Genomic DNA, 19121 nt, shown 5'->3' with positions numbered 1-19121 from the left:
CTGCATTGAAGCCCGGTGAGCACGTCCCGGGCCGCTGAACGCTCCCTCAGTGCAGGAGATCCCCATGGTACGACAACGCGCTGCGTCTCTCTTTGGGAGAGGCTGGTTGTTCGCTGCGACACTGGCTGTTTGTTTTTGCGCGGCGTTGCCCGCGCGAGCCGAGTCTTCTTTTACCCTCTTCGAGAGTGGGCATGTCCGGCCTCTGGAATTGTCGCCGGACGGCAAGCTGCTCTTCGCGGTCAACACGCCTGACAATCGTTTGGAGATCTTCCGGGTTCACGCGGGAGGGCTGACCCACCGCGGCTCGGTCCCCGTGGGGCTCGAGCCGGTGGCGGTGGCGGCGCGGAGCAACACCGAGGTCTGGGTGGTGAACCACCTCTCGGACAGCGTGAGCATCGTGGAGCTGAACCCCGCTGGGACGGGCGGGAGCGTCACCCGCACGCTGCTGGTGGGCGACGAGCCGCGCGACATCGTCTTCGCGGGGCCGGGGCGCAGCCGGGCCTTCATCACCACGGCGCACCGGGGCCAGAACATCCCGTTCGATCCGCAGCTCACCACGCCGGGCGTCGGCCGAGCGGATGTCTGGGTTTTCAATGCCAACTCACTGGGTCAGTCGCTCGGGGGGCTGCCGCAGACGATCCTGACACTCTTCACGGATACGCCGCGCGCGCTGGCGGTGACGCCGGATGGCTCACGGGTCTACGTGGCGGGTTTCCATACCGGCAACCGGACCACGACGCTCTCCCACATCCTCATCCCCGATGGGGGCCAGACGAAGGGAGGCCTGCCGGCACCCAACAAGAGCATCGATGGGACGACGCAGCCCGAGGTGGGGCTCATCGTCAAGTACGACGGGGCGCACTGGGTGGACGAGCTGGGCAGGGCCTGGGACAGCTCGGTGAAGTTCTCGCTGCCGGACAAGGATGTCTTTGTCATCGACGCGATGGCCAATCCGCCGAGGCAGGTGGCGGGCTCGGCGGGGTCCTTCTCGGGGGTGGGCACCATCCTCTACAACATGGCGGTCAACCCGGTGAGCGGGAAGGTCTACGTGTCGAACACGGAGGCCTTCAACGAGAAGCGCTTCGAGGGCCCGGGCGAGTTCGCGGGTCACACGGTGCGGGGCCGGTTCCACGAGAACCGAATCACGGTGCTGAGCGGCTCAGGGGTGACGCCGCGTCACCTGAACAAGCACATCAACTACGACGCCTGCTGCGCGCCGGTCCCGAATCCGGAGAACCAGAAGAGCCTGGCGCTGCCCACGGGCATGGCCGTCACCAGCGACGGCGCGACGCTGTACGTGGCGGCGCTGAGCTCGGACAAGGTTGGCATCTTCAAGACGGCGGAGCTGGAGAACAACACCTTCGTCCCGAACACGGCCAACCACATCAAGCTGACCGGCGGCGGGCCGACGGGGCTGGTGCTGGATGAGCGCCGGCAGCGCCTGTACGTCATGACGCGGTTCGACAACGCGATCTCGGTGGTGGACACCCGGCGCCGCGCCGAGGTGGACCACGTGGCGATGTACAACCCCGAGCCCCAGCACGTGGTGAAGGGGCGCCGCTTCTTGTACGACGCGTCGCTGAGCTCGAGCCACGGCGACTCGTCCTGCGCGACGTGCCACGTGTTCGGCGACTTCGACAGCCTGGCGTGGGATCTCGGCAACCCGGACCAGGGCGTGGAGACGAACCCCGGGCCGTTCATCGGCAACACGATCATCAACCCCGACTTCCACCCGCTGAAGGGGCCCATGGTCACCCAGAGCTTGCGCGGCATGGCCAACCACGGGCCGATGCACTGGCGCGCGGACCGTACCGGCGGCAATGACGAGCCCAGCGCCCAGCCGGACAGCGGCTCGTTCAACGAGGAGGTCGCGTTCAAGAAGTTCAACGGGGCGTTCGCGGATCTGCTGGGCCGGAACGAGGGGCTGCCCGAGGCTGACATGCAGGCCTTCACGGACTTCATCCTGCGGGTGACGTACCCGCCGAACCCGATCCGGAACCTCGACAACTCGCTGACGCCGGATCAGCAGGAGGCCAAGGACTTTTTCTTCAACGTGCCCTCGAACATCGTCTTCCACATCACCTGTGAGGCGTGCCACGTCATCAACCCGACGGCGAACCCGGGCTCGGTGGCTCCGGGCTTCTTCGGCGCGGATGGGCGGAGCGCCTTCCCGTTCGCGGCGCAGGTCCTCAAGGTGCCGCACCTGCGCAACATGTACCAGAAGGTCGGCATGTTCGGCATGCCGCGCACGCCGATCTTCAACCCCATCGACAACGAGTTCACGGGGGACCAGGTGCGCGGCTTCGGCTTCATCCACGACGGCAGCGTGGACACGATGTTCCGCTTCAACAACGTGATGGCCTTCACGCAGGGGCCGGACAACCCGACGGGGTTGCCGCCCGACGCGGAGGGGCAGGCGATGCGCCGCAAGCTGGAGAGCTTCATGCTCGCGTTCGACACCAACCTGGCGCCGATCGTCGGCCAGCAGGTGACGCTCACGCGCACGAACGCGGCGGTGGCGAACCCGCGCATCAACCTCCTGCTGGCGCGTGCGAACGCAGGGGAGTGCGATCTGGTGGCGAAGACGCAGGTGGGCCACCGCGAGCAGGGCTTCTTCTATATCGGCGCGGGCAAGTTCGTGTCCGACCGCAAGCGGCTGCCGCCCATTCCGGAGTCGGCGCTGCGGCTGCTGGTGAGCGCGGGGCCACTGGAGCTGACGTACACCTGCGCGCCGCCGGGCTCGGGCGAGCGGATCGGCATCGACCGGGACGAGGACGGCTACCTCGACGGTGACGAGGTGGACGCCGGGAGCAATCCGGCGGACGCCGCGAGCACGCCGAGGCGGTAGTGCCGAAGCAGGGGCAGGCGAGACCTCGCCTGCCCCCGAGGCTCACCCGAAGGAGGCGTCCCGGCCCCGAGAGGGCAGCGCGGAGGACTTCCCGGAGAGCCAGGCATCGAGGGCCTTGGCGGCCTCGCGCCCGTCGGAGATGGCCCAGACGATGAGGCTGGCGCCCCTGCTGGCGTCGCCCGCGCAGAACACCCCATCGGCGGAGGTGGCGAAGTGCGCATCCACCTGCACCGCGCCCCGAGGCGTGAGTCGCACGCCCAGCTCTTCCTCGAGCCGCGCCGTCTCCGGCCCGGTGAAGCCCATGGCGAGGACGAGCAGGTCCACCTCGTACGTCACCTCGGTGCCGGGTACCTCCACCAGCTTCGGAGGCCCATCACCCTCGCGCCGCAGCTCCACCTGCACGGCCTGCAGTGCCTGGAGCTGGCCATCGCTCCCGGTGAGCTGCTTCGTCATCAGTCCGAACTCGCGCTTGCCGCCTTCCTCCTGGCTGGAGGAGGTGCGGAACACCACCGGCCAGCGCGGCCAGGGGTTGCCAGCGCCCCGCTTCACAGGAGGAGCGGGGAGCAGCTCCACCTGGGTGACGCTCTTGGCGCCCTGGCGCAGCGCCGTGCCCAGACAGTCCGAGCCGGTGTCGCCGCCGCCGAGGATGAGCACCCGCCGTCCCTCCGCGTTCAAGCGCGGGGTGCGTGTCGCCGTGCCGGCCACGACGCGGTTCTCCTGCTCCAGGTACTCCATGGCCTGGACCACGCCGCCCAGCTCGCGCCCAGGGACCTCCAGCTCGCGAGGCTTCCGAGCGCCCATGGCCAGCAACACCGCGTCATGCTGCTCGCGCAGCGCGCGGAAGCCGGGCTCCTTGCCCACGTCCACGCCGGTGCGGAACACCACCCCTTCGGCTTCCATCAAGGCCAGGCGCCGGTCCAGCACGCCCTTCTCCATCTTGAAGTCGGGGATGCCGTAGCGCAGCAGGCCGCCAATGCGGTCATCGCGCTCGTACACGGTGACGGAGTGGCCGGCCCGGTTGAGCTGGGCGGCCGCCGCGAGCCCCGCGGGCCCCGAGCCCACCACCGCCACGCGCTTGCCGGTGCGGTTCGTCGGAGGCTGCGGACGCACCCATCCCTCGGCGAAGGCGCGCTCGGCGATCTCCTTCTCCATCTGCTCGATGGTGACGGGATCCTGATCGATGGAGAGCACGCACGCGGCCTCGCACGGCGCGGGGCACAGCCGCCCGGTGAACTCCGGGAAGTTGTTGGTGGTGCTCAGCGCCAGGAAGGCGGCCTTCCACTGGTTGCGGTAGACGGCGTCGTTGAAGTCGGGGATGGGGTTGCCCAGGGGGCAGCCCTGCTGACAGAAGGGGACGCCGCAGTCCATGCACCGGCCCGCCTGCCGCTTGGCCTCCTCGGGCGCCAGGGGCAGGGCGAACTCGCGCGAGTCCTTCAGGCGCTCGACCTTCTCGCGCTTGGGGGCGCCGACGCGCTGCCACTCCATGAATCCGGTGGGCTTGCCCATGGTCAGCCCTCCGTCCCGGCGCGCTGGCGCCTCTCGGGTGCGGCGGTGGGAGGCCTCCGGGCCGTGCGGCGGGCCTGGAGCACGCGCTTGTAGTCGGTGGGCATCACCTTCACGAATTGGGGCACCATGAGCTGCCAGTGGTCGAGCACCCGCCGCGCCGCCATGCTGCCGGTGTGCTGGAAGTGGCGCTCGATCATCCCGTGGACCAGCCAGATCTCCGATTCGTCGACCAGGGACTCCAGCTCCACCATCTCCAGGTTGCAGCGCTCGCGGAAGGTGCGCTCCCGATCGAGCACGAAGGCCATGCCGCCGCTCATGCCCGCGGCGAAGTTGCGCCCGGTGCCGCCCAGCACCACCACCACGCCGCCCGTCATGTACTCGCAGCCGTGGTCTCCCACGCCCTCGACGACGGCCTGGGCGCCGCTGTTTCGCACCGCGAAGCGCTCACCGGCGAGGCCCCGCAGGTACACCTCGCCGGCGGTGGCGCCATAGAGCACGGTGTTGCCCACCAGCACGTTCTCCTCGGGGGTGAAGCGGCTGCCCTCGGGCGGGTAGACGATGATGCGCCCGCCGGAGAGCCCCTTGCCGAGGTAGTCGTTGGAGTCGCCCTCCAGCTCCAGCGTGACGCCGCTGGCGAGGAACGCGCCGAAGCTCTGCCCGGCCGAGCCCTGCAGCCGCACGCGGATCCGCCCATCCGGCAGGCCCCGAGCGCCATGGCGCCGGGCGATCTCTCCGGACAGCAGGGCACCGACGGCGCGGTGGGTGTTGCTCACCGGGCGGACCCACAGCGTGGGATCGCCGCCCTCGAGCGTGGCCTGCGCGTCGCGGATCAGCTCGTGGTCCAGGTGGTCCGAGACGTCCTTGTTCTGAGCGGTGTCACAGCGCCGGGGCTCGGTGAGGGGGGCGCGAGGCGGCTCCAGCAGGGCGGACAGGTCCACCCGCTTGGCCTTCCAGTGGTCCGAGGTGGGGCGCTGCCGCAGCAGCTCCACCTGGCCCACCAGCTCATCCAGCCGGCGGACGCCCAGCGCGGCCATGGAGCGCCGCAGCTCCTCGGCCACGAGGTGGAAGAAGTTCACCACGTGCTCGGGCTTGCCCTGGAAGCGCTCGCGCAGGGCGGGATCCTGGGTGGCGATGCCGACGGAGCAGGTGTTGAGGTGGCACTTGCGCAGCATGACGCAACCCACGGCCACGAGGCTGGCGGTGGCCATGCCGAACTCCTCGGCGCCCAGCAGCGTGGCGATGAGCACATCGCGCGCGGTGCGCAGGCCGCCGTCCACCTGCACGCGCAGCCGGCTGCGCAGCCCGTTGTGGACGAGCACCTGCTGCGCCTCGGCCAGGCCCAGCTCCCAGGGCAGGCCCGCGTGCTTGATGCTGGACAGGGGAGAGGCGCCCGTGCCGCCCTCGTACCCGGAGATGACCACGCCGCCGGCACCGGCCTTGGCCACGCCCGCGGCGATGGTGCCTACGCCCACCTCGCTCACCAGCTTCACGCTCACCCGCGCCGCCGGGTTCACCGACTGCAAGTCGTAGATGAGCTGCGCCAGATCCTCGATGGAGTAGATGTCGTGGTGGGGCGGGGGAGAGATGAGCGTCACGCCTGGGGTGGACCAGCGGACGCGGGCGATGCGCTCATCCACCTTGTGGCCCGGGAGCTGGCCGCCCTCGCCGGGCTTGGCGCCCTGGGCCATCTTGATCTGCAGCTCGGACGCGTTGACGAGGTACTCGGCGGTGACGCCGAAGCGGGCGCTGGCCACCTGCTTGATGGCGCTGCGGCGCAGGTCGCCGTTCTCGTCTGGCTGATAGCGGTGCCCCTCCTCGCCGCCCTCGCCGCTGTTGGAGCGCCCGCCAATGCGGTTCATCGCGATGGCCAGCGTCTCGTGGGCCTCGGCGCTGATGGAGCCGAAGGACATGGCGCCGGTGACGAAGCGCCGGACGATCTCGCTGGCCGGCTCTACCTCCTCCAGCGGTACGGGGGTGCGGCCCTCGGTGGGGACCTCCAGGAGCGCGCGCAGGTTGCACAGCTCGCGCGTCTCGTCATCCGCCAGCTTCGAGTACTCGGCGAAGATCGCCGGATCGTTCTCGCGTACCGCGGCCTGGAGCTTGGCCAGGGTGGCGGGGTTCCACTTGTGCCGCTCGCCCTTGCGGCGCCACTGGTACTGGCCGCCCACGGGCAGCAGGCCCTCCTCGAAGCTCGCGGCGGCCGCGAAGCCGCGCGCGTGGCGCTCCTCTACCTCGCGCCCCAGCTCACGCAGGCCCACGCCCTCGACGCGCGAGGCGGTGCCGGTGAAGTGCTTCTCGACGAGCCCGCGCTCCAGGCCCACGGCCTCGAAGAGCTGGGCGCCGCGGTAGGACTGCAGCGTGGAGATGCCCATCTTGGACATCACCTTGAGCAGGCCCTCCTCGACGGCGTGGATGAAGTGCTCCTGCACCTTCTCGTGGTGGACTTGAATCTCCCCGGCCTCGGCCATGGAGCGCAGGGTGTCCAGCGCGAGGTACGGGTTCACCGCGGAGGCGCCGTAGCCGAAGAGGCAGGCGAAGTGGTGGACCTCGCGGGCCTCGGCGGTCTCCACCACGAGGCCGGTGTACATGCGGATGCCGTCCCGCACCAGGCGTTGGTGGACGGCGGACAGCGCGAGCAAGGCCGGGATGGCCGCATGGCCCGAGTCCACCCCGCGATCACTCAGCACGAGGATGTTGGCGCCCGAGTCCACGGCCTCCACGGCCCGGGTACACAAGCGCTCCACCGCGTGCTCCAGCGCATCTTCGCCCCAGTCCAGGGGGTAGACGAGGGACAGCCCCCGGGTCTCGAAGATGCCCTCGCCACGGATGGCGGCCAGCCGCGCGAGCTGCCCGTTGGTGAGGATGGGGCCGGGCAGGGCCAGGCGGTGGCACTGCTCGGGGGTCTCTTCCAGGGTGTTGCCGTCGGGCCCCAGCTCGGTGCCCAGCGTCATGACCAGGGCCTCGCGGATCGGATCGATCGGCGGGTTGGTCACCTGCGCGAAGAGCTGGTGGAAGTAGGAGAACAGGCTGGGGGCGTGATCGCTGAGCACCGCCAGCGGGGTGTCCGTGCCCATGGAGCCCACGGGCTCCTTGCCCGTCTCGCCCATGGGCTGGAGCAGCAGCCGCAGGTCCTCGTCCGTGTAGCCGAAGGCGCGCTGCAGCCCGCGCAGCTCCTCGCCGGCCAGGCGCGCCGGGGCGGGCATGATGGGCAGGGCGTCGAAGGTGAAGACGTTGTGCTTGAGCCAGCGGCGGTAGGGCCACCGGTTGGCGATGTCCGTCTTGACCTCTTCGTCCTCGAGGATGCGGCCCTCGGAGGTGTCCACCAGCAGCATGCGGCCCGGGGTGAGGCGGCCCTTGCGGCGGACGCGCTCGGGGGGCACGTCGATGACGCCCATCTCCGAGGCGAGGATGACGCGGTCATCCTCGGTGATGAGGTAGCGGGCCGGGCGCAGGCCGTTGCGATCCAGGGTGGCGCCGATGAGCTGGCCGTCGGTGAAGGCGATGGCGGCGGGGCCGTCCCACGGCTCCAGCAGGGCCGAGGAGTACTCGTAGAAGGCGCGGCGCTCGTCGCTCATCGAGTCGTGGCCCTCCCACGCCTCGGGGATCATCATCATCATCGCGTGGGGCAGGGAGCGGCCGCCCAGGTGGAGCAGCTCCACCATGTTGTCGAACTGGGCCGAGTCGCTCTTGCCGGGGACGATGAGGGGGAAGAGCGACTCCAGGCCGCCACCGCCGCCGAGCCGGGCCGACTGGAGCAGCCCGCGGCGGGCGGTCATCCAGTTGCGGTTGCCGGACAGGGTGTTGATCTCCCCGTTGTGGGCGATGTAGCGGAACGGCTGGGCCAGCTCCCAGGTGGGGAAGGTGTTGGTGGAGAAGCGCGAGTGGACCAGCGCCAGCGCGCTCACCAGCTCCGGGTGGCGCAGGTCCGCGTAGAAGCGCGGCAGCTGGCGGGGCAGGAGCAGGCCCTTGTAGATGATCGTCTCGGCCGAGAAGCTGGCGACGTGGAAGCGGCTGAACGAGTCCACGCCGCGCTCGCGCACGCGGTTCTCGGCGAGCTTGCGGATGCGGTACAGCTTGCGCTCGAAGGCGCTGGGCACCACGCGGCGCCGGGCGACGAAGAGCTGGCGGATGACGGGAGCCACCTCGCGCGCCACGGGCCCGAGCTGCTCGGGATCCACCGGCACGTCTCGCCAGCCGAGCACGCGCTGGCCCTCCTCGGCGACGACCTCTTCGAGGATGGCCTCGCACGCGGAGCGCGCGTACGGCTCGGCGGGGAGGAAGGTCTGCGCCACGGCGTACTGGTGGCGAGGAGGGAGCTCGAAGCCGAGCCGGGGGGCTTCATGCTCGAAGAAGCGGTGCGGCAGTTGGATGAGGATTCCGGCGCCGTCTCCGGTCTCGGGATCCTTGCCGGCGGCGGCTCGGTGGCTCAGCCGGTTCAGAAGCTCCAGCGCATCCTCGACGATGCCGCGTGAGCGCTCTCCCTTGATATGGACCACGAAGCCTACGCCGCAGGCATCATGCTCCGTCTCGGGTTCATACAGCCCATACCGCCCCGGGACGTCCGACATCAGTTGGCTCCCTCTCTTCTTTCGCCGCAGCGAGACAACGCGTGAACCCCACGTGACGCATCACAGTAATGCGATGCGTCACGTGGGGTAAAGGAGCCTGTTCGGTTGGTGGTCAAGGGAATGGGCACGGCGAGCGTGGGAAGGAGGCTTGCACGCAACCCTTCCGAGGCGCGGGCTCATTCCGCCGGCGGAGGGGCCCGGCCCCTCGGTCTCAGGCCTCCGTGAGGAAGCGGACGACCTCGATGCCCTTCTCGGTGCCCACCGCGAAGCGGCGGCCGACGGGATCCAACGCCAGCGGCGGCTGGGGAGGGAGGTGGCGGATGATGCTGCTGCCCTGGCGGCCCGTGTCCAGGTCCGGCCAGCGCTCCATGACCAGGCCCGTGGAGGGGTCGACGAGCTTGGGGTGCCCGAGGAAGTCGAGCACGTACTTGCCCACGGCCATCAGCGTCCCGGCGGGGTGCTGCAGGGGGGCCAGCGAGAGCAGGCGGCGCTCCGTGAGCGAGTACACCCCGAGGCTCTCGGAATCCTGCCCCTGGGGAAGGGAGGAGGCGTCATCGGAGAACGGGTCGGAGCTGTTGAGGAACAGCGTGCCGTTGTCCCCGAAGGCGGCCGAGTGCAGCTCCGAGCCCCAGTCTCCGGTCTCCAGGGGCTCGGGGCGGTCCAGGGTCTCGGGCTGCTCGAGTGCGCGGGTCACGTCGAAGACGGACACCACGTCGATGGGGTGCCAAACCCAGCCGGCGCTGAGCAGGTAGCGGCCGTCGCGGCTGAACTGGAGGCGGGAGTGGAAGATGTCCACGCTGCTGTCGGCGCGGCGGGTGAGCCGCTCGCCGGTCTCGATGTCCTCGAGGTCGAGCCGGCAGTACTCGTCGGGACAGTGGGCGAGGAGCGTGCGGCCGCTGGGCAGGGTGTGCAGGGCGACGGGGTACTCGTAGGTGGTGGCGTGGTAGAAGCTGCGGTTGATCTCCCGCAGGATCTTGCCCTGCTTCAGCACCAGCCCCTTGGTCCCCAGCTTCTCGTAGAGGACGGCGTAGCGGCCGTCCGGGGACATCACCGCGGCATCGAAGCGGTAGGCGTAGCGGATGTGGGGATCGACGGTGCGTCCATCGAGGAAGGACGCGATGCCTCCCGAGACCCAGTCGATGAGGGAGTCCTCGTGCCAGCAGAGGGAGGCGGGAGGGTTTTGCGTCGGCAGGAAGAGGCGTTCGGCTTTCATGATCGTCACACGTGCTTTCAAAGGGATGCCCGGGTTTTCAGGGCTTGCCGGCGGTGACGCGGGGGGCGGAGAGCGCCTGACACCTTCCTCTCCGGGCGAGAGGCGCGGTCGGGCGCCGGAGGCGGTCCTTCATGTTATCCCTTCGGGACATGTCTCCCACCGAGCGGCTCTACTACTCCGATCCCTTCCTGCATCAGTTCTCCGGGCGAGTGCTCGCCCACGCGGCGTGGAATGGCGCCCCCTCCCTCGTGCTCGACCGGACGGCCTTCTACCCGGAGGCGGGAGGGCAGATGGCCGATCGCGGGGTGCTCGGGGGGTTGGCGGTGAAGGACGTGCAAGTGGACGACGCGGGCCTCGTCCACCACGTGCTGGAGCTGGCGGAGGGCAAGGGGCTGCCCGAGGTGGGCGCCGAGCTCGCGGGGCAGATCGACCGGGCCCGCCGACGGGTACATATGGCGCTGCACACGGGGCAGCACATGCTCTCGCGGGCGCTGGTGGACGTGGCCAACGCGCACACCGTCTCTTCGCGCCTGGGCGAGACGCTGTGTACCATCGACGTGGACCTGGACGCGCTCGACGAGCGGCAGGTGGCCGAGGCCGAGGCGCTCGTCAACGCCGTCATCGACGATGACATCCAGATCCGCTCCTTCTTCCCGACGCCGGAGGAGCTGGCGGCGCTGCCGCTGCGCCGGGCGCCCAAGGTGACCGACAACATCCGCGTGGTGCAGATCGGCGACTTCGATGTGTCGCCGTGTGGCGGCACGCACTGCACCCGCTCGGCGCAGGTGGGGTTGATCCGGGTGCTGGGGGTGGAGCGCTACAAGAGCAAGGGGCGGGTGTCGTTCTCCGCGGGCCCTCGCGCCCGGAGCGAGCTGTGGGAGGAGGCCGGCACGCTGCGTGGCCTGGGCCGGGCCTTCACGTGTGGCCCGGGCGAGGTACCCACCGTCATCGAGAAGCTCCGCCGTGAGCTCACCGAGGCGCGCGAGGCGCTGGGGGCGGCCCGGGCGAAGCTGGCGGATCAGACGGCCACGGAGCTGGCCGCCGCGCTGGAGCAGTCGCCGGAGCACCGGGTGGTGGCGGTGCTGGACGGAGCGGGCCCCGAGTCGCTGCGGGCGATCGCGGCGAGGCTGACGGCGCGCCCGGAGGCCGTGGTGTTTCTGGCTGGCCGCGCTCCCGAGGGGTTGGCGGTGCTGATCGCCCGCGGGAGCGGCTCCCCCTTCGGCTGTGGCGCCTTCCTCAAGCGCCTGGCGGAGGCGGGCGGCGGGCGAGGGGGAGGCCGGCCCGAGCACGCCGAGGGGCGCCTGCCGGCGGGGGCCGACTTCCCGGCGCTCGTGGCCTCGCTGCTGGGGTAGGGGCTCAGCCCTTCTTGGCGAAGAAGTCGCGGAGGTGCTGGATGACCTCCTGGGGCTTCTCCAGGGTGAGCCAGTGGCTGGCGCCGGGGACCTTGTGGAGGGTCAGGTTGGGTGCGAGCACCTCCAGGCCTCGCAGGCAGTCCTCGAGGAGGTAGGGATCCTTCTCGGCCCAGAGCATGAGCACGGGGAAGTTCACCTTCCATTTCTCCTGGGGCACGTCCTCCAGGAGGTTGCTGCCGCCCGGGAAGCCATTCCCATCCGGAGGGCCGATCCGCGCGGCCTGGTAGTACTGGTGCCCCGCCTTGAACACTCCGGGCTGCCTCCAGGCCGTGAGCCATTCGGCGAGGTCCTCCTCGGAGAGCCGGGCGCCGTGGTGGATCGCATCCTCGAAGAGGAGCTTGCGGGGGAGGGCGAAGTCGTTGGCGACCAGCTCCTCTGCGGCATGGGGGTTGTTGAGGATGCCCAGCATGTACTGGCTGGCCTTCTGCTGGTAGGGGTTCTCCTTCAGCTCGCGATCGAAGATGGCGGGGTGGGTGACGTCGATGCTGACGAAGCGGCGGATGTACTCCGGGTGGCGGATCGCGAAGCTCCAGCCCAGGAACGCGCCCCAGTCCTGGGCCACCAGGGTGAACTTGCGCAGGCCCAGGTGCTCGGCCAGCGCGCGCACGTCCGCGACGAGGTGCTGGATGCGGTACTGCTCGACATCTCTGGGACGGGACGTCAGGTTGTAGCCCCGCAGGTCTGGGGCGATGACCCGGTAGTCCTTCGAGAACTCCTTCAGCAGGGGCTTCCACACGCCCCAGTACTCGGGGAACCCGTGGAGGAACAGGATGGGCTCCCCTGTGCCGTGCGTCACGTAGTGCATCCGGATGCCGTTGATCTCTGCGTACGCGTGCTGCATGTCGTTCTCCACTCCAGTTGAGGGCTCTCCCGTGCATAACGGGGGTCCGGCACGCGCGGCCTGAATTCCGGACAGAACATAGAATACGGCAAATGCGACTTTTGGATGCTACTCCTGGGACTCCCCCTCCCGTCCGCCGGCGGTGGGCGGTCCTGCCGCTGTTGCTCTTGCTTCCCGTGCTGGGGATGGGATCACGCTCCGGAGCCGTCCCGCTGCCCTCCTTCATCGTTGCCTACGCGGGTGACACGCTCTGGACGGCCATGGTGTACGCGTGCCTCGTCTTCCTCTGGCCCCGCCTCTCGGTGCTCCAGGCGGTGGGGCTCGCGGTGGGCATCTCGTTCCTGGTGGAGTTCAGCCAGCTCTACCGGGCGCCCTGGATTGACGCGGTGCGGGCGCACCGGCTGGGCGCGCTGGTGCTGGGGCGAGGGTTCCTGGCCACGGATCTGCTCTGCTACACGGTGGGGGGTCTGCTGGCCGCGGGAGTGGATGGGCTGCTTACCCGGCGGAGGGCCCTGGAATGAACCTGCCCTGGGAGGGGGTTGGGGTATCCGCTATCCTCCCGCGTGAGAATGCAAGAGACCCCCATGAATCCCTCCACGGTGGCAGAGCAGGCGACCTCGGCGCCCGACAACCTCTTCAGCGCCTTTCGTGAGCGGCGCGCCTCCAACCGCCGTTGGATCTTCGTGGTGGTGGTGCCGCTGTTCGGGGCGCTGGCCGCGTGGGCGTCGATGCAGGGGCAGCCGGAGATGGTGCGGATCATCACCCCGAACGGCATTCGGGCGGTGAGTGTGGGGATGTCGCAGCAGGACGTGGTCGGGCAGCTCGGGCGTCCCATCGGCAAGGAGATGCGCGCGGGGGGCATGGAGTGCTTCCAGCACGGCATGTTCTCGCTCGTCGAGCCGGTGACCACGGTCTACACGGTCTGCTACCAGGGCGGAGTGCTGAAGGAAGTGTCCTCGCGCCGCTACTCGATGTGGCAGGCGGATCCGGACGGGACGTTCATCCCCGCGGGGATTCCCTTTGGGGACAGCCCCAGCCCCGAGAAGCCCGCGCCCGCCCCGGCTCCCTGAGGCGGGCCCGCCATGAACGAGCTGCACACCCGAGGCCTGGCGCTGCTTCGGGCGGGGCGTGAGCGCGAGGCGGCCACCTGCCTGCGGGAGGCGGTCTCCCATGCGCCCGAGGATGCACGCGCGCACTACCACCTGGCCATCGCGCACCGGCTCCTGGGGGAGCTGGAGGAAGCGCGGGTTTCGCTTAGGGCTTCGCTGGAGTTCGCGCCCACCTTGGTGCCGGCGTGCGCGCAGTTGGGGGGGCTCGCCCTGGTGGCGGGAGGCGTCGAGGAGGCCATCACCTGGCTCACCCGGGCGCTGACCCTGGAGCCTGGGCACCGCATCTCGCGGTACCAGATGGGCATCGCGCTGCGGTTCGCGGGGCATCGGAGCGAGGCGATCCGCTTCCTCCAGGCGAGCCTCGAGCCAGGGCCGGGCGCGCTGCGGCCGCTGTTGGCGCACCGGGTTCGGGGGCAGCTCGCGGATGCCCTGCGGGACGCGGCGGCGGGTCCACGGCCGCTGGCGCAATGTGCCGCGCCGCTCGTCACGGAGTTGCTGGACGAGGTGGCGCCAGAGCCCGAGGGCGCATCCTCTGCGGAGTTCGAGAGGGAGCTGGCGACGCGGAGAGTGACACCACACGAAGCCGCGCGACTGCTGGCCGGAGCCCGGTCCATTCTGGCGCTGACCGGCTCGGGACTCTCGGTGGGTAGTGGCTTGGCGACGCGCAAGGAGCTGTGGCAGCGCTGGGACCGCGACGCGGCGGTCTCGGTGTTCCGGTTCCGGGAAGCGCCGGGAGTGCTCTGGGAGGTGATCGCCGACTTCCTGGGAGAGGGGCCGCACCCCCCGGCCGCCGCGCACCTCGCGCTCGCGGCCTGCCCGAACTTGATGGGCATCGCCACGCAGAACGTCGACGGGCTGCACCAGGAGGCGCACCTGGCGGTGCAGGGGGCCCAGGTGCCGATGCCGCCGGTCATCGAGCTGCATGGCACGTTGCTGGAGACCCGGTGCCATGACTGTGACGATCGACCCGGACGGACCGCGGCCTCCTACGTAGGAGCGGGCCAGCCGCGTCCGCCGCGCTGTGAGCGGTGCGGCGGTGCGTTGCGGCCCGACGTGGTGCTCTTCGGGGAGCGGGTCGCGTCAGCGCGGATGCATCAAGCGCTCGAGCTCGTGCGGCGGTGTGACGCACTGCTGGTGGTGGGCACGGCCATGGACGTGGCGCCAGCGTCGGAGTTGCCACGACTGGCGCGCGCCAACGGAGTGCCTGTGATCGAACTCAAGCGAACGGCCTCCCGCCTGTCGCGAAGCCTCGACACGCTGCTGTTGCCGGGCGAGGCGGACGTGGTGCTACCCGAGCTGATCAAGGCCCTGCGGCGGTAGGTGGGCGCGTCACACCTCTCAGGAGGTGGGTGGACGTTCTCGAGCCAGCAGGGGCCAATAGCAACTGCCCTTCCACTCGTACCAATCCTTCAAGCACGGGGGCTTGAGGTCGTCGGCGCGGAACCAGCAGCCACCGTTGATTTCCACGTCATCATCGAGTCTCGGGTCGGTGCGAGGCGGTGGATAGAGTTCGGTCAAGAGAGGGCTGCGGTAGGGCTCAGTGCCAGGGGGAATGGCGTTATCCGTGCAGAGAACGTCGACGCAGGTCCGTGGGGAGACCCTCTGAAGGAGAGGGCCCGTCCGAACCTGTCAGACAACCGGACAGGTTTGGCGAGAGCGCGCCCTGAGAGGATGCTGGAGACCGAGGAGTCAAAGAGGCCCGTGAGCCGAGGGAGAGCGGGACGGCCGGCGCGGGAGGACCCGTCCGCTGACGGGGGGCCCCGCGCCGAGACGAGGGACCCGCGACCTGCGAGCCCGAGTGCGTGTCCGTGCCTTCCCCCGTGTCACGGAGTGACGTGATGCGGCAGGACCGTGTACACCACCTTGAAAGAGACCTGGGTACACTGCCTGTGAACCCAAGTCGGGGAAGGGGTGCGATGAGATACGCGGAACCTCAAACGGTGGAGGAGGGAGTCGCCCTCCTGGCCTCCACGGAGCATGCGCGCTGTCTCGCGGGAGGGGCCTCGCTGGTGGCGATGATGCACGCGGGACACGCCGCGCCCGCGATGCTGGTCAGCCTGCATCGGATTCAGGAACTGTCCGCCATCACCGAGACGCCAGAGGGGCTCTGGGTGGGAGCCATGGTGCGACACCGAACCGTGGCGGCCGACACGCGCCTGCGCGGGGCCATGAGGGTGGTGCGCAGCGCCGCGGAGCAACTGGCGCACCCAGCCATCCGCAACATGGCCACTGTGGGAGGCTCGGTCGGGTTGGCCGATCCCAACACGGAGATTCCCGTGGCCCTGGTCGCTGCCTCGGCCCAGGTGGAGGTGGCGGGCCCCAGCGGCCGGCGGCTCGTCCCCGTGGAGTCGCTCTTCGTGGATCGCTTCCAGACCTCCCTGGGCCGAGATGAGCTGATCACCCGGATCTTCATTCCCCGGGGCCCGGAGGGCGCGGTGGGACACCACCTCCGGTTCAGCCGCGTGTCCGGCGACTACCCCACGGTGTCCATCTCGCTGGTGCTCGCCATGGAGGGGGCCACGTGCCGCCAGGCGCGCGTGGCCGTGGGGTGCTGCGGGCCGGTGCCGCTCCATGTCGCCGCCGCCGACCAGCGGCTCGTGGGTACCCCGCTCGGGGAACAGGATATCGCCGAGGCGGGGCAGCTCCTGGCCCGTGCCGCCTCGCCTGTCGATGACGTTCGGGGTTCGGCCGAGTACCGGCGCCTGCTCATCCCGCGCCTGCTCGGCCGTGCCGTGTCCCTTGCCCGGGAGCCTGCCCATGGCTGACAAGATCCCTCTGTCCCTCACCATCAATGGGACGACCCACACGCTCGCGGTCCCTCCGGAGCGGACGCTGTTGGACGTGCTCCGGGAGGACCTTCGCGCGACGGGCACCCGGCGAGGCTGTGACCAGGGGAGCTGCGGGGCCTGCATGGTGCTGGTGGACGGCGAGCCGGTGTTCTCCTGCCTGTCCCTGGCCTTGCCCCTGCGGGACCGAGCGATCACCACGATCGAGGGAGTGGAGCAAGGCAACGCGCTCCACCCGGTGCAGCAGGCCCTGGTCCAGCACGGAGCGGTGCAGTGCGGCTTCTGCATGTCCGGCATCGTCATCACGGCGAAGGCACTGCTCGATCGCAATCCGCACCCCACGGTGGAGGAGGTCCGCCAGGCGCTGGGCAGCAACGTCTGCCGATGCTCGGGCTACGCGAAGGTCGTGGAGGCCATCGCCTCGGTGGGAGGGCGGCCATGAGTCAGCAGGGGAAACCGAAGCCAGGGCCGACCCCGGTGGGAGAGGTGCTGGGCCAGTCCGTGCCGAGGCTGGACGCGCGCGAGAAGGTCACCGGACGCGCGGTCTACACCGACGACATGACCCTGCCGGGCATGCTCCATGGCGCGCTGCTGGGCAGTCCCCATGCGCATGCCCGGATCCTCTCGTACGACACCTCGCGGGCCAAGGCGCTGCCCGGGGTGAAGGCCGTGCTCACGGCCGAGGATCTGCCTGACCACAAGATCGGCGCGGTCATCAAGGATCAACCGCTGCTCGCGCGCGGCAAGGTCCTCTACGCGGGCGAGCCGGTGGCGGCGGTGGCGGCGGTCGATCTCCAGACGGCCCGCCGGGCGCTCGAGGCGATCGATATCCAGTACGAGCCGCTGCCCTCGGTCTTCGATCCCGAGGAGGCGCTGCGCCCAGACGCGCCCGTGCTCCACGCCCAGCGTGACGCCTACTTCAGCCTCCAGGAGAACACCGAGGCCCGCGCCAAGGCGCCCAATGCCGCCTCACACATCCGGCTCATCGAGGGCGAGTCGGACAAGGTGTGGGAGCGGTGCGAGGTAATTGTCGAGGACGTGTACGAGACGCCCGCGCAGCAGCACGTCTACCTGGAGCCATGCGCGACGCTGGCCTCGGTGGATCGCGACACCGGCAAGGTGACGGTCTACACCTCGACCCAGTCCGTGTTCCGGACGCAGGCGGTCATCGCCGAGGCGCTGGGCATTCCCATGTCCCGGATCCGAGTCATCGCGCCCCGAGTGGGCGGAGGGTTCGGCGGAAAGACGGAGTCCACCAACCAGCCCATCACGGTGGCGCTGGCGAAGGCCACGGGCGCGCCGGTCAAGATGACGTTCTCGCGCACGGATGACATGCGGATGATGCGGTCGCGCCACGGGTGCCGCATCCACATGCGCACGGGCGCGACGCGGGACGGCCGCATCCTGGCTCGCCAGGTACGGATCTACTTCGACACGGGCGCCTACGCGGATGATGGGCCGTTCGTCGCGGGGGTGGGGGCCTGGTTCGCGCGCGGGCCGTATCGCATCCCGCACGTCGATATCGAGTGCTGGTGCGTGTACACCAACCGGCTCCGGGCGTCGGCGTTCCGAGGGTTCGGCAACCCGCAGATCCACTTCGCCAGCGAGGTGCAGATCGATCAGCTCGCAGAGCGGTTGGGCATGGACCCCATCGAGCTGCGGCTCCGCAACGCGCTCGAAACGGGGGAGCGGTGGTTGGGAGGCGTCCCCGTCGAGAGCGGCACGCTCAAGGCCTGCCTGGAGCGGGCGCGCGAGGTGTCGGACTGGAACCGGCGCCGGAGCCAGCAGGCCGCCCCTACCGGCAAGCGGCGCGGCATCGGGATCGCTGCGGTGGGGCACGTGTCGGCGCTGCTGGGCTCGAGCGCCACGGTGCGGCTCAACGAGGATGGGACGGTCACCGTCAACACGGGAGCCGTGGACATCGGCCAGGGCTCGGATACGGCGCTGGCCCAGTGCGCGGCCGCGGCCCTGGGGCTCTCGATGGAGCAGATCAACTTCACCAGTCCGGACACGGATGGCTCACCCTACGACTGGTGTACCGGAGGGACCCGCACCACGTTCACCGTGGGCCGGGTGGTCACCCAGGCGTGCGAGCAGGTCCAGCAGCAGCTCTTCGAGCAGGCCAGTGAGATGCTGGGCCGCCCGGAGCGGGAGCTCGAGCTGCGGCCCGGCGGCATCGTCGGAGTCAAAGGCAAGCCCGACGCCTCGGTGACGTTCGGCGCCATCGCAGCCCGCGCGCTTTACTTCAAGGGAGGGCCGATCATCGCCAGCTCCCGTTGGCTGTTCCCGCCGATCCCGATCGACACCAAGCGGACGACTGCCCAGGGGATGTCGTCGATGGGCAATGGCTACTTCGTGTTCGCCACGCAGGTGGTCGAGGTGGAGGTGGACGAGCTGACCGGCCACGTCCAGGTGCTCGAAGGGTGGAGCGTCCACGACGTGGGGCGCACGATCAACCCGGCGGCGGCGGAGGGGCAGGTGCAGGGCGGGTTCGTGCAGGGACTCGGCTTCGCGCTGACGGAGGAACTGGTGTGGCGGGAGGGCCAGCTGACCAACCCGAGCATGAGCGGCTACAAGGTCCTCGGGGCACCGGATGTTCCCGTCGCGCTCCACGCCGTCCTGCTGGAGCATCCCCACGGAGAGGCGCCATTCGGGGCGAAAGGGGTGGCCGAGACCAGCATCGTCGGAGTGGCCGCCGCCGTCTCCAATGCGATCCGGCATGCGACCGGAGCGCACGTACACCGGATTCCGGCCACCAGTGAACGGGTCCTGCGCGCGCTCATGGCGCGGGGCCGTGGTTCTCAGTGACTTCCGGCGGGGGCTTGGGCTCCAATCCGG

The 19121-nt window shown here is 69.9% G+C and carries 12 protein-coding genes; 8 read left to right on the top strand and 4 right to left on the bottom strand.

The features are described from left to right. Window positions 1–64: 64 nt before the first annotated feature. Window positions 65–2848 carry a YncE family protein gene (locus tag SYV04_RS41540; protein WP_422724027.1) on the top strand — a complete coding sequence of 928 codons (2784 nt, stop codon included), beginning with the start codon at window positions 65–67 and terminating at the stop codon, window positions 2846–2848. Window positions 2849–2890: 42 nt separating this feature from the next. On the opposite strand, the gene SYV04_RS41535 is transcribed toward SYV04_RS41540, so the two are convergent. The 3 genes from SYV04_RS41535 to SYV04_RS41525 all read right to left on the bottom strand — a co-directional run bounded on the left by SYV04_RS41535 (window position 2891) and on the right by SYV04_RS41525 (window position 10135). Beyond that, the gene (locus SYV04_RS41535; RefSeq protein ID WP_321551653.1) at window positions 2891–4354 is read right to left on the bottom strand and encodes a glutamate synthase subunit beta; all 1464 of its coding nucleotides are present in this window, start codon (window positions 4352–4354) and stop codon (window positions 2891–2893) included. Between the two features lie 2 nt (window positions 4355–4356). Continuing rightward, complete coding sequence (gene gltB / locus SYV04_RS41530; protein WP_422724026.1) at window positions 4357–8922, bottom strand: glutamate synthase large subunit; 4566 nt, start codon at window positions 8920–8922, stop codon at window positions 4357–4359. Window positions 8923–9133: 211 nt separating this feature from the next. Then, entirely contained in the window at window positions 9134–10135 is a 1002-nt protein-coding gene (locus SYV04_RS41525; protein WP_321551652.1) for a WD40 repeat domain-containing protein, read from the bottom strand. 131 nt (window positions 10136–10266) lie between these two features. Here SYV04_RS41525 and SYV04_RS41520 point away from each other — a divergent pair, with 131 nt between their 5' ends. Continuing rightward, window positions 10267–11487: an alanyl-tRNA editing protein gene (locus tag SYV04_RS41520; RefSeq protein ID WP_321551651.1), complete on the top strand. Its 1221-nt coding sequence runs from the start codon at window positions 10267–10269 to the stop codon at window positions 11485–11487. Between the two features lie 4 nt (window positions 11488–11491). On the opposite strand, the gene SYV04_RS41515 is transcribed toward SYV04_RS41520, so the two are convergent. Next, window positions 11492–12388 (bottom strand): alpha/beta fold hydrolase, encoded by an 897-nt coding sequence (locus SYV04_RS41515; RefSeq protein ID WP_321551650.1) that lies wholly within the window; start codon window positions 12386–12388, stop codon window positions 11492–11494. A gap of 185 nt (window positions 12389–12573) precedes the next feature. On the opposite strand from SYV04_RS41515, the gene SYV04_RS41510 reads away from it, so the two are divergent. The 6 genes from SYV04_RS41510 to SYV04_RS41485 all read left to right on the top strand — a co-directional run bounded on the left by SYV04_RS41510 (window position 12574) and on the right by SYV04_RS41485 (window position 19091). Then, window positions 12574–12909 (top strand): ribosomal maturation YjgA family protein, encoded by a 336-nt coding sequence (locus SYV04_RS41510; protein WP_321551649.1) that lies wholly within the window; start codon window positions 12574–12576, stop codon window positions 12907–12909. Window positions 12910–12972: 63 nt separating this feature from the next. Further along, window positions 12973–13458, top strand: coding sequence for a hypothetical protein (locus SYV04_RS41505; RefSeq protein WP_321551648.1), 486 nt, complete (start codon window positions 12973–12975; stop codon window positions 13456–13458). A gap of 12 nt (window positions 13459–13470) precedes the next feature. Beyond that, on the top strand, window positions 13471–14817 hold the full coding sequence (locus SYV04_RS41500) for a Sir2 family NAD-dependent protein deacetylase (protein ID WP_321551647.1): 1347 nt from the start codon (window positions 13471–13473) through the stop codon (window positions 14815–14817). 596 nt (window positions 14818–15413) lie between these two features. Next, entirely contained in the window at window positions 15414–16262 is an 849-nt protein-coding gene (locus SYV04_RS41495; RefSeq protein ID WP_321551646.1) for an FAD binding domain-containing protein, read from the top strand. After that, complete coding sequence (locus SYV04_RS41490) at window positions 16255–16725, top strand: (2Fe-2S)-binding protein (protein WP_321551645.1); 471 nt, start codon at window positions 16255–16257, stop codon at window positions 16723–16725. Before SYV04_RS41495 ends, SYV04_RS41490 begins: the two co-directional genes overlap by 8 nt. Continuing rightward, a complete protein-coding gene (locus SYV04_RS41485) occupies window positions 16722–19091 on the top strand; it encodes a xanthine dehydrogenase family protein molybdopterin-binding subunit (RefSeq protein ID WP_321551644.1) in 2370 nt (789 codons plus the stop codon). The genes SYV04_RS41490 and SYV04_RS41485 overlap by 4 nt, the downstream gene beginning before the upstream one ends. The last annotated feature ends 30 nt before the right edge of the window (window positions 19092–19121 follow it).

The organism is Hyalangium ruber, from assembly GCF_034259325.1.
Lineage (GTDB): Bacteria > Myxococcota > Myxococcia > Myxococcales > Myxococcaceae > Hyalangium_A > Hyalangium_A rubrum.
Note: the sequence above shows the minus strand (reverse complement) of the source record. Positions and strands in the feature narration are given on the sequence as shown.